General features: G+C 57.2%; 8 protein-coding genes. 6 read left to right on the top strand and 2 right to left on the bottom strand.

The genetic code is table 11. The features are described from left to right. Positions 1-116 precede the first annotated feature (116 nt). Both AC1D1J_RS17410 and AC1D1J_RS17405 read left to right on the top strand, forming a co-directional pair. Positions 117-476, top strand: coding sequence for a translation initiation factor Sui1 (locus AC1D1J_RS17410; protein WP_477695389.1), 360 nt, complete (start codon positions 117-119; stop codon positions 474-476). Positions 477-484: 8 nt separating this feature from the next. Further along, entirely contained in the window at positions 485-694 is a 210-nt protein-coding gene (locus AC1D1J_RS17405) for a DUF3820 family protein (RefSeq protein ID WP_431096799.1), read from the top strand. A gap of 8 nt (positions 695-702) precedes the next feature. Here the strand turns inward: AC1D1J_RS17405 and AC1D1J_RS17400 are convergent, their stop codons facing one another. Continuing rightward, positions 703-1,107 (bottom strand): RidA family protein, encoded by a 405-nt coding sequence (locus tag AC1D1J_RS17400; protein ID WP_477695388.1) that lies wholly within the window; start codon positions 1,105-1,107, stop codon positions 703-705. 150 nt (positions 1,108-1,257) lie between these two features. On the opposite strand from AC1D1J_RS17400, the gene AC1D1J_RS17395 reads away from it, so the two are divergent. After that, positions 1,258-2,199 (top strand): LysR family transcriptional regulator, encoded by a 942-nt coding sequence (locus AC1D1J_RS17395; RefSeq protein ID WP_477695387.1) that lies wholly within the window; start codon positions 1,258-1,260, stop codon positions 2,197-2,199. A gap of 129 nt (positions 2,200-2,328) precedes the next feature. On the opposite strand, the gene AC1D1J_RS17390 is transcribed toward AC1D1J_RS17395, so the two are convergent. Continuing rightward, entirely contained in the window at positions 2,329-2,568 is a 240-nt protein-coding gene (locus AC1D1J_RS17390) for a hypothetical protein (RefSeq protein WP_477695386.1), read from the bottom strand. Positions 2,569-3,471: 903 nt separating this feature from the next. On the opposite strand from AC1D1J_RS17390, the gene AC1D1J_RS17385 reads away from it, so the two are divergent. From AC1D1J_RS17385 to AC1D1J_RS17375, 3 genes are all read left to right on the top strand, one after another. Then, positions 3,472-4,404, top strand: a complete 933-nt coding sequence (locus AC1D1J_RS17385) for a hypothetical protein (RefSeq protein ID WP_477688995.1) — start codon at positions 3,472-3,474, stop codon at positions 4,402-4,404. Then, entirely contained in the window at positions 4,404-11,081 is a 6,678-nt protein-coding gene (locus AC1D1J_RS17380) for a calcium-binding protein (RefSeq protein WP_477695385.1), read from the top strand. The genes AC1D1J_RS17385 and AC1D1J_RS17380 overlap by 1 nt, the downstream gene beginning before the upstream one ends. Before the next feature lie 202 nt (positions 11,082-11,283). Beyond that, positions 11,284-12,057, top strand: coding sequence for an AAA family ATPase (locus AC1D1J_RS17375; RefSeq protein WP_477695477.1), 774 nt, complete (start codon positions 11,284-11,286; stop codon positions 12,055-12,057). Positions 12,058-12,067 lie beyond the last annotated feature (10 nt).

Below are 12,067 nucleotides of genomic sequence, written 5' to 3'. Positions count from 1 at the left end.
TGACCCAGAACATTTGTGAACGTTCGTATTAGGCCGTGCTGACCCGGCCGTGGTGACCACACTGCGGTGTTACCCGGCCAGAGCCGCTTTCCACGCATCCCCCTTCCTTAAACTCCATGAAGAAACTCCCTGCCAGCGGCGGCCTCGTGTATTCCACCGATGCCGGACGCATGTGCCCCGGCTGCCGCCAGCCCACTTCCGCCTGCACCTGCAAGCAGCAGGCCACGCCCAAGGGCGATGGGGTGGTGCGCGTCATGCGTGAAAGCAAAGGCCGCGGCGGCAAGACAGTCACCGTCATCAAGGGCCTGCCGCTGGACGCCATGGCCCTGGCGCAACTGGGCAAGCAGCTCAAAGCCGCCTGTGGTTCGGGCGGCACGGCCAAAGACGGTGTCATTGAAGTGCAGGGCGACCATTGCGACACCGTCATGCAGGCGCTGCAAAAACAGGGTTACGCGCCCAAGCGCGCAGGCGGTTAGGGTTAGGCATGAAACCCGAAGACCTCCAGCTGCTGGTGACCCGCGAAATGCCTTTCGGCAAACACAAGGGCACCCTGATCGCCGACCTGCCCGGCAACTACCTTAACTGGTTCGCCCGCGAAGGTTTCCCCAAAGGCGAAATAGGCCGCCTGCTGCAGCTGATGCAGGAGATTGACCACAACGGGCTGAAGCCGCTGCTGGATCCGTTGCGGCGGTAGTCGGTCGGTCAATCACCGCGAGACTCTGGAAGCTTCGCAATCACCTTGATCTCAAACTGAAAGCCATAGAGCCAGGTCACGCCGACACCTGTCAGCGTAGGGTGCGGTGCGTTGCCCCAGTAGTCGGGCACCACTTTCCAGGCTGTCTCGAACACCGATTCCGGATCCACCATGAAGACGGTGACGTCGACCACGTCGTCAAAGGTGCAGCCTGCGGCCTTGAGGATGGCGTTCAGGTTGTCGAAGGCGAGCCGGACCTGAGTCTCCAGGTCGGGCTCGGGGGATCCGTCTTCGCGGCTGCCAACCTGCCCTGAAACGAACAGGAAGCCGTTGGACTTCACCGCCGGTGAATACCGGTTGCGTTCATAGAGGGCCTGGCGCCCTGGTGGAAAAACGACTTCACGCTGGGTCATAAAAATCTCCTTCATAAAGGGCCATGGTCGGCCCGTGGTTAACGATGAAAGAACTTTAAAAGGCCGTGCCTTTCGGATAAACAGGCAAGGCTAACCATCACTGTTCGTAAAATCCAAACAATCATCAACGTCACCGCATTTGGAGCAGAGATGGACCGTTTCGATGCAATGCAGGCATTCGCCCGCGTGGTGGAAGCAGGCAGCTTCACCAAGGCGGCCGAGACACTCCATATGAGCAAGACCAGCGTGACGCAGCTGGTGCAGCAACTGGAAGCGCGGCTGCGGGTCAAGCTGCTCAACCGGACCACACGCAAGGTCAATGTCACAGCCGATGGCGCTGCCTACTATGACCGGGTGGTGCGCGTCCTGGCCGAGGTGGACGATGCCGAGACCAGCCTGTCCAGCGCGTCAGCGTCGCCCAGGGGGCGGCTGCGGGTCGATGTACCCAGCCCGCTGGCCCGCATGATCCTGGTGCCGGCATTGCCGGAATTTCATGCGCGCTATCCTGAGATCCAGCTCGACATGGGTGTCAGCGACCGTATGGTGGACCTGATCGGCGACAACGTGGACTGCGTCGTGCGCGGCGGCGAGCTAACCGATCAGTCGCTGATGGCCCGCAAGGTGGGTGACCTGCAGTTGGGGGTATACGCTGCCCCGGCCTATCTTGAGCGCGCGGGCACACCGTTGCACCCGCGAGAGCTGGAAGACACGCATCACCGCATCGTGGGGTTCCTGTGGGCGCGCACCGGCAAGGCTTTTCCGTACGCCATGCACTGCAAGGGCGAGAGCATCAAGGTGCAAGGCCGGCACCTGTTCGCATTCGATGACGGCAATGCCTACCTCGCGGCCGGGCTGGCGGGATTGGGAGTCCTCTGGCTGCCGGACTATATGGCGAAGGCGCACCTGGCTGGCGGCGAACTGATGCCCCTGTTCAAGGGCTGGCGCCTTGACCCCATGCCCCTGTATGTGGCCTTTCCGCCGAACCGGCATGTCAGCGCCAAACTGCGGGTGTTCATCGAATGGGTAGCCGGGCTGATGGCGCAGCATGCGCCTGTTGCCGGCCGAGATGGAAACCCTCCCGATCTGAAGTGATCAAGGGTATTTATGAGTAGCCGAAACAAGGTATCACCCGTGGTTCTCCGGCTTTCAAACCGGCGAGGCGCATGACCCAGGTGGGTTAGGTTTCGATTTAAAAGCGGCCACCTTTAACCTGGCAGGCCTCTATTCAGGTAACTCCGATTCGAAACGTTCCAGCTCTTCATCGACTGTTCCACGGCTGTGGAAATTCTGATTCGCCTGACCGTACCAGTACTCCGCATTTTCCAGGTCGCCCTCCTGAATATGCAAGATGCCGTGCAGCCAGGCGGCCAAATGCGATTGATCACTTTGCACGATACCGTGTGCCTCGTTCCATTGGCCTGAGCGCATATGAACCAGGGCTTGGCGAAGAGTGGCCGTCATCGAAACCTCCTTGATTGGATATGGATGCATTGCTCATCTATCGAGATTTGAATGAGTGTTGCATTGCGTGGATGGAGTGGTCAGAAATCACAAACTTTTTGACCTCAATGGATCTTCTTACTGTGTAGCTTAGAACTAAATTGTTCAAGGCGTTGTGGGCGCGTCGGTGTTTACCCGATCACCCTGTTATATGTGACAGGGGTGTCACTTCAAATTGTCATTTGATTCGCGTAGATTGATTTGCTAATCGCTCGCACTTCTGTGGACGGCTTACAAATTCACAACATCTGGTTCAATCTGTTCGCTTAGTGTCGCCGAGCTAAATAAAAATGAGAAGGGAGGTTATGGGTAGAGGGACGACTGATAAGCCGGGCACGCGACCGAAAAAGATCCGCTTGCCCTGATACAGCTTCCAAAAATTTGAATGCTGCGGGTGCCCATTGTTCGAGCCTTGGTTGACCGAGTGACGGTCGATGCGGTCCATGACAAAAAAGCCCGGCACGATTTTCCCCGGTGGTACCGGCCCTGAAGACTAAGCAGATCGACATTGACGGAAAGATGATTCAGCTGGTATCCGGCATAAACATGACTGCGGATATCAAGACCGGGCAGTGACGTGGGATTGAATATTGCTGAACTCGATTCAGCGGGCGGGTAGTGAGAGTTTGAGAGGAAGATAGCGAATTTAAATGACTTGCTCTTGCATCGAATACCGGAAAAATTTTCCTGTGAAAAGAGTCTCGGAAAGATCGTAATTCCTGCGTCCTGAAAACGAATCTCACAGCTATTTCTACTCTGTCGGCGCAAATTGATAGCTACAGAAAACCACAGCGAGTCGCCATTTGTTTAAGTAACCTTTAAGTTTGATCCACCGAAAAGTAGCAAAGATATGAGAAAGACGGCATGAGAGACAACACACCCAAGTATTTTTCAAAGTATTTGATCCGACTGTGCACGATAACTTGCCTTCTATTATTTTTTTCCGCGTGCAACACCACTCGATCTAACTTCCCATATGACGCAAAAATAAGCCCAGATGGTTCAACTCTTGCGCTATTAACGTTTGAGACCGGAATTGCCGCACTAAAAATCAAAAAAAGTGGCACATCAGATTGGACAAAGCTCTCTGTCCCTTCCGGCATCAATTCATATGGTTTCATGGATTCGGAAAATAGCCTGTTGATTACCTACCGCCAAGGTGAGCAAAGCATGCTTGCGAAACTGAGTCTTGACGACGGACAGAAACTAACAGAGCTATACCGTTCCGGTGGCGGGCTGTCATTCCCCAAAGAAATTTCTTTTGGAAAATATCTAGTCCAAGCGGTGGCTAGAACAACACCCGATGGTTACCCGATTCATCATTGGCTGATGATTAAATCTGAAGGAATACCAATAAAAGTGGGGGAAGAGTTTGGCCCGCCATACAGCAACGTGAGCTTGGTCAACGAATCTGGTTTTTTTATCGTCACTGACGCCGCTGGAGATAAAAAAATTCGACTGTTTGAATTTCCCAACGGCGAGAAACCCGATGTAAAGAGATACGTTAAGCCAGACACTACGAGCCTGGTTTGCGATCGTGTTGTTGGAACTTGTTTGCAGCTAAATCGCTACCTGGATAAAGACGGTTATTTTTTTAAAGTGATGCGAGTATCCGGTTCGGAAAGCTGCGAGGTCAACGATCTTCCTCGGTGGGTGGGAAACATTTCTATTACTTCTGATGGAAAAAATGCGCTGATAGTTGGCGCACAAAGTAGTCAAGGCAGGCCGATGTTGGTTTTGCTTGGTCTTGGTAGTGGGATTTGCGCAAATCTTAGTAAACATAAGGAGAACTTGTAATGGGATTTTTCTATGGTAATTGGGGTGGCCGTTATTGGTCGGGCGGTAGGGATATCCAACCCGGGGAGCAGCCGGATTGGTCGTATCCGGCAACGGATCCGCTAGATCAAACCTTTAAAGATCACGATAGAGGATATTGGGAAGCTCAGACTGGTGATCCAGCAGATTACTGGAGGAAAATCACTGAAGTTGATGAAAAGCTGATGGCCGATTTGGAAGGTCTTTTACGAACGCCAATGACGGGCGTTGCAGACCCCATCTCCGCTGAGCACGCGTGGATAGCGTTTTACTTTAAAAGAAAATTTATTGATATTCCAAATCGTGATGGCAGCCCTGTTCCCTTGCCGGACGGTGATCCTTTTACAGGCATGCCGTGGCCAGGGCAGGATGTTGGCTCTGACACCAGTCGACGCTTTAACGACGCCCGCAACTTTGTTCTGCGTCGCGATCCTCTTGTTCTAGATTTAGATGGCGATGGTCTGGAGTTGGCAGGCGCCAGCGGCGCTACCCTTTTTGACCACAACGCCGACGGTATCAAAACCGGCACCGGCTGGGCCAGGCCGGATGACGGTTTCCTGGTTCGCGATCTCAATGGCAACGGCACGATAGACACAGGTCGTGAGCTCTTTGGTGTAGACACCATCAAAAGCAACAGCACATTGGCTGCTGACGGCTTCGATGCGTTGCGTGACCTGGATGCCAACGGCGATGGGTTCATCACCAATGCAGATGCCGCATATGTGGAACTCAAGATATGGCAAGACGCCAATCAAGATGGCATTACCCAAAGTGGAGAGGTCAAGACCCTGTCCGAGCTCAACATCACCAGCATTGGTGTCAACGGCAGCAGCACAGGCCCACAAGCGGGGCAGGTGATCAACAACAACACTGTTGCCCTGAGCACGACGTTCACTCAGAACGGTCAGACGCACACCGTCGGTGCGATCGACCTCGAGACCAATAACTTCTTTACCGAGTTCCCACCCGAAGTGGTGGATGAAGCCGGCAACCCTGTTCCTATCACCGAGCAGGCCCAGGCATTGCCGCAGATGGATGGCTCCGGCATGGTGCGAAATATGCGGGCCGCAGCTAGCCTGGACAGCGACTTCGCCAATGCCCTGCAGACCTTTGCAACTACTCCTACCCGTGATGGCCAGCGCAGCCAGCTTGATAACCTTGTCAATCTGTGGGCTAACACCTCTACCTATTCGCATGGCGTGCTTTACGGCCTCAATGCCAACGTGACCTACAACTTGCCGACCGGCGTGACTGAAGCCGAGTACAAGAACCTTATCTATGTGCTCGAGGCGTTCAATGGCAGCCGTTTTTACGGCGATGAAAATGGTGGGCCTCGCCCAGCGGGGTTTGCCATCAGCAGCAACACCGATCCGAATACTGGAAACGTGGTGTACCACTACATCGTCAGTCCGCCGGCCGCACAGGTAGACCTGTTGCAACAAGCCTATAGCGCGCTCAAGGAAAGTGTTTATGCCGCACTGGTAGTGCAGACGAGGCTCAAGCCCTACCTGGACGGCATTGGATTGTCTATTAGTGAGACTGGAATTTCGTTTAACACGACTGGACTAACTACTGCGCTTACAAACCATAGAGCCGCAGATGAACGCAACGCACTTATCGACCTGGTTGAGCTTCACCACTATACGGCCGGAGCACTATCTGCTGTCGGGTTTGGCGGAATATCAATGTTGCGCAACTGGATTGATGTTTTGGCCGTGGACTCACCGTTAAGGGGGGAGCTCGCATCGTTGGATGTGTATTCGGGGCTGGCAACCAGCGGAAGCAGCCGTTCCGATATTTATTTGGGAGATGCCTCTGCAAATACTTTCAGTGCCGGCGCCGACGGTGACTGGCTGGACGGCGGTGCAGGAAGTGATCTATTGCAGGGTGGATCCGGCGACGACGTGCTCGAAGGGGGCGCCGGCAACGACATCCTGGCCGGTGGCGTGTACGACACCTGGAACGGCAACTACAACGGCGCGGGCAGCGATACCTATCTGTTCGGCCTAGGCGATGGGCAGGACACAATTGTTGACCAGGACGCCACCGCCGGAGCCATCGACACGATTGTTTTCAAGTCAGGCATCCTGCCTGACAGCGTGCTGATCTCCCGCTCGGGCGACAGCCTGGTGCTGAAGATTCAGGGAACCAGCGACCAGATAACAGTTAACGGCTATTTCAGCGGGGATGGCGCTGGAGGTTGGGCGATTGAGCAGATTCAGTTTGTCGACGATCCGGCGACGGTCTGGGATATTGCCACCATGAAGGCGTTCGCCTTGCTTGGAACGTCGGACAACGACACGCTTCAGGGTTATGCCACCGACGACACGGTCAATGCGGGGGACGGCAATGACACCGTGACCGGCAACGACGGCAATGACATATTGAACGGAGAGGCGGGAGCCGACTCGCTGAGCGGCGGCAACGGCAATGACGTACTGGAGGGCAGCGTCGGTGCTGATTCCCTGATCGGCGGCAATGGCAATGACACACTCAATGGTGGCGCCGACGGGGACACCTTGCAGGGCGGAGCGGGTGACGATGTTCTGGATGGAGGCGCCGGCAACGACGTGTTGGGTGGAGGGGTATACGACACCTGGAACGGCAACTACGACGGTGCGGGCAGCGACACCTACCTGTTCGGCCTGGGCGATGGTCAGGACACGATCGTCGACAACGACACCACCGTTGGCGTCGTCGACAAGATCGTCTTCAAGACTGGAATATTGCCGGGCAGTGTGTTGGTTTCGCGCTCCGGCGACAGCCTGATCCTGGCAATCCAGGGCACCAGTGACCAGGTAACGGTCAACGGCTATTTCAATGGAGACGGTGCGGGCGGTTGGGCCATCGAAGAGATTCGCTTTGCCGATGATCTGAACACGGTTTGGACAGTGACAGACGTCAAGAATATGGCCCTGGTCGGTAGTGCCGGCAACGATGCCCTGACCGGCTACGCCACAGATGACGTGATCGTGGGCAACGACGGCAACGACACCATCAGCGGGCGAGCCGGGAATGACACGCTGTATGGCGGCAATGGCGGCGATTCACTGAGCGGGGAAGATGGCAACGACCTTATTCTGGGCGAAGCCGGTGCTGATTCCCTGAGCGGAGGCAACGGTGTTGACACCCTGTTGGGTGGGGCTGACAACGATACGCTGCAAGGTGGCGCCGGCGACGACATCCTGGAAGGCGGAGCCGGCAACGACCTGCTGGGCGGAGGGGTGTACGACACCTGGAACGGTAACTACAACGGCGCAGGCAGTGATACTTATCTGTTTGGCTTGGGCGACGGCCAGGACACGATCGCCGACAACGACACGACGGCCGGTGTCGTCGACAAGATCGTCTTCAAGGCTGGCATCTTGCCAGGCAGCGTGTTGATCTCGCGCTCGGGTGACAGCCTGGTTCTGAAGATCCAGGGTACCAGTGACCAGGTAACGGTCAACGGTTATTTCAATGGGGATGGTACTGGCGGCTGGGCCGTGGAAGAAATCCGTTTTGCGGACGACCTGAATACGGTATGGACGGTTTCCGACGTCAGGACAATGGCCCTTGTCGGCAGTGCCGGCAACGATGCACTGGTCGGCTACGGCACAGATGACGTGATCGTGGGCAATGATGGCAACGACACCATCAGCGCCCGGGCAGGCAACGACACGTTGTACGGCGGCAATGGCGCTGACACCCTCAGCGGTGAAGACGGCGACGACCTGCTTTTGGGTGAAGCCGGCGGTGATTCCCTGAGTGGCGGCAACGGCAACGACACGCTGAGCGGCGGGGCCGATGGCGACACACTGCAGGGCGGGTCGGGTAACGACATATTGGAAGGTGGAGCCGGCAATGACCTGCTGGGTGGCGGGGTGTATGACACCTGGAACGGCAACTACAACGGCGCTGGTAGCGACACCTATCTGTTCGGGCGCGGGGATGGGCAGGACACGATCGCCGACAACGATACGACCGCAGGTGTCATTGACAAGATCATCTTCAAAGCCGGGGTGCTTCCTGCGGACATTCTGGTTTCCCGTTCTGGCGACACGCTGGTGCTCAAAATCATCGGCACCAGCGATCAGATATCGGTGAGCGGCTATTTCAATGGGGATGGCGCCGGCGGCTGGGCCATCGAAGAGATTCGCTTCACTGATGACGTCAATGCGGTCTGGTCCGTAGCCAACGTCAAGAACATGGCGGCGCTGGTGGGCGGCGCCGGCAATGACACGCTGATTGGCTATGCAACCGACGACGTGATGGCGGGCAACGATGGCAATGACACCATGAGTGGTCGTGGCGGCAACGACACGCTGTACGGCGGCAATGGCGCGGACACGCTTAACGGAGAAGACGGCAACGACCTGCTTCTGGGTGAGGCAGGCGGCGACTCCCTGAACGGGGGCAACGGCAACGATACCTTGAACGGCGGTGCCGATGTCGACACACTGCAAGGAGGTGCCGGGAACGACACCCTGGATGGCGGGTCGGGCAACGACATTCTGGCCGGCGGCGTGTACGACACCTGGAATGGCGTCTACACCGGAACGGGCAGCGACACCTATCTGTTCGGGCGAGGTGATGGACAGGACACGATCTCCGACAACGACTCCACTGCTGGCGTCATTGACAAGATCATCTTCAAAGCCGGGGTGCTCCCCGGAGATGTCCAGGTTTCCCGCTCCGGTGACATGCTGGTACTCAAAATCATCGGCACCACAGATCAGATATCGGTGAGCGGCTATTTCAATGGGGATGGCGGTGGAGGATGGGCCGTCGAAGAGATTCGCTTCACTGATGACGTCAATGCGGTCTGGTCGATTGCCAATGTGAAGGTGATGGCTCTGGTCGGTACGGCCGGTAATGACACCCTGACGGGCTACGCCACCGACGACGTGCTCGTGGGCAATGACGGCAATGACACCATCAGCGCCCGGGCCGGAAACGACACGCTGTACGGCGGTAATGGCGCCGACACCCTCAACGGGGAGGACGGCAACGACGTGCTCCTGGGCGAGGCCGGTGGTGATTCACTGAGCGGCGGTAACGGCAACGACACGCTCAATGGCGGAGCCGATGTTGATACCTTGCAAGGCGGTTTAGGCAATGACACCCTGGAGGGTGGTGCCGGCAATGACATCCTGGCCGGAGGGGTGTACGACACCTGGAACGGCAATTACAACGGCGCGGGCAGCGACACCTACCTGTTCGGCTTGGGCGATGGCCAGGACACGATCTACGACAACGACGGCACCGCTGGCGTTGTCGACAAGATCATCTTCAAGGCCGGCATCCTGCCTGGCAGCGTGCTGGTTTCGCGATCGGGCGACAGCCTGGTACTGAAGATTCAAGGCACCACTGACCAGATCACGGTCAACGGGTATTTCAGTGGGGATGGCGCCGGAGGTTGGGCCGTTGAAGAGATTCGCTTCACTGATGATGTCAACGCGGTCTGGTCAGTTGCAAATGTGAAACTGATGGCGCTGACGGGCGGCTCAGGTAATGACACCCTGACGGGCTACACCACCGATGATGTGCTCGTGGGCAACGACGGCAACGACACCATCAGCGCCCGGGCCGGCAACGACACGCTGTACGGCGGCAATGGCGCCGACACCCTCAGCGGGGAAGACGGCAACGACACGCTGCTGGGCGAGGCCGGCGGCGACTCCCTGAGTGGAGGCAACGGCAACGACACACTCAACGGTGGTGCCGATGGTGACACCTTGCAAGGCGGCGCCGGTAACGACATCCTGATTGGTGGGTCGGGCAACGACATCCTGGCGGGTGGCATCTATGACACCTGGAATGGTGTCTACAACGGCACAGGCAACGACATCTATCGCTTCGGAGTGGGCGGCGGCCAGGACACCATTTACGACGATGATGGAACCGCAGGAAACATTGACCGGATTGAATTTGATGCGGGCATTGCGCCCTCAGGCATCACGGTGACTCGCAGTGGGAACAATCTTGTCCTGAGAATCACCGGGACGACCGACACTTTGACGGTGGGCAACTACCTGGCCAACAACTCGGTAACGACCTGGTCCATTGAGGAAATCGCGTTCGGTGATGGCACGGTGTGGAAGCCTGCGGACATCGACGCCATTTTGTTGAATGGCGGCGTCGTCGGGACAGCTACGACGGGTGCGGACAGTCTGATTGGCAACAATACCTCGGCAGACACGCTCAATGGGTTGGCCGGCAACGACATTCTCCGAGGCCTGGGGGGAAACGACACCTTGGTGGGTGGCACCGGAAATGACCAGCTCTTTGGTGGCTCAGGCGCTGATACCTACCTGTTTGCACGGGGTGACGGCGCCGACGTCCTCACAGACACAGATGCCACTGCGGGTGTGGCCGACACCTTGAGGTTTGACGCCAGCGTTGCTGCCGACCAGCTCTGGTTCCAGCAGGTAGGGCTCAACCTGGAGGTCTCTGTCATAGGCACAACGGATAAAGTGGCTGTCACCAACTGGTACCAGGGCGCCGGCAACCATGTGGAAATCTTTGAGCTGGCCAACGGGACACGTTTGCTGGACAGTCAGGTGCAAAACCTGGTTGATGCAATGGCGGCGTTCTCGCCACCGGCGGCAGGTGAGACCACATTGCCGGCCGGCTATCAAACAAACTTGTCACCGGTCATTGCTGCAAACTGGCAGTAGAAGGTGCCTGTTTGAATCCAGGGAGTACTGTCGCCCAGCCGCCGTACGCGGTGGATGATGGCGACAGGCTTCTCTTTGTGTTTGGGCAACAAATATTCTCGCCACAGGCTTGATGCTTGACGGGGAAGTGCCCCAGACTGGGCGGGTCTTCGTCAGCTATTTTCCAGCGTCGCCGCCACCTTAAACTCCGGTCATGTCATCGATCATCTCCAGCCAGTTTGCCAGCCGCGTCACGCTGGTGCGCGACAAGGTGGAGTCTTTCGCGGCCTACCCGTTTCATCTGCCGGCCGTCCGCACGCTGGAACATATTGACCTGCACCCGAAGGTGACGTTCTTCGTGGGCGAGAACGGTTCGGGAAAGTCGACGCTGCTGGAGGCGATTGCGGTTTCGTTGGGGTTTAACGCGGAAGGCGGTACCAAAAACTTCCGTTTCGGTACGCGCGTTTCCCATTCGGTGCTGAACGAATACATTCGCGTTGCCAAAGGCTTCAAGCGGCCGAAGACCGGCTTTTTTCTGCGTGCAGAGAGCTTCTTCAATGTGGCGACGGAGATCGAGAACCTGGACGCAGAACCTTCCATGGGGCCGCCGGTGATTACCTTCTATGGCTCGCGCTCGTTGCATGAGCAGTCTCACGGCGAGTCATTTCTGTCGCTGCTCAACCACCGGTTCGGCCCGGAAGGGATGTACATCCTTGACGAGCCGGAAGCGGCCCTGTCGCCGCAACGCCAGCTGGCGGTGTTGTCGCGCATGCATGACCTGGTGCTGGAGCGGTCGCAGTTTTTGATCGCGACGCATTCGCCCATCCTGATGTCTTACCCGGACGCCTGGATTTATGCGTGCTCGGAGTCCGGCCTGGAGCGCATTCAGTACGCCGAGACTGAGCACTACCGGGTTACGCGCGATTTTTTGCAAAACCCGGAGCGCATGCTTCGCCTGCTGCTGGAGCGCAAGGACGACCCTGACGCATCTGCGTGATGCGGGGCCC

The organism is Polaromonas sp. P1_F8 (assembly GCF_056405635.1).
This window is presented reverse-complemented; position numbering and strand designations above follow the sequence as displayed.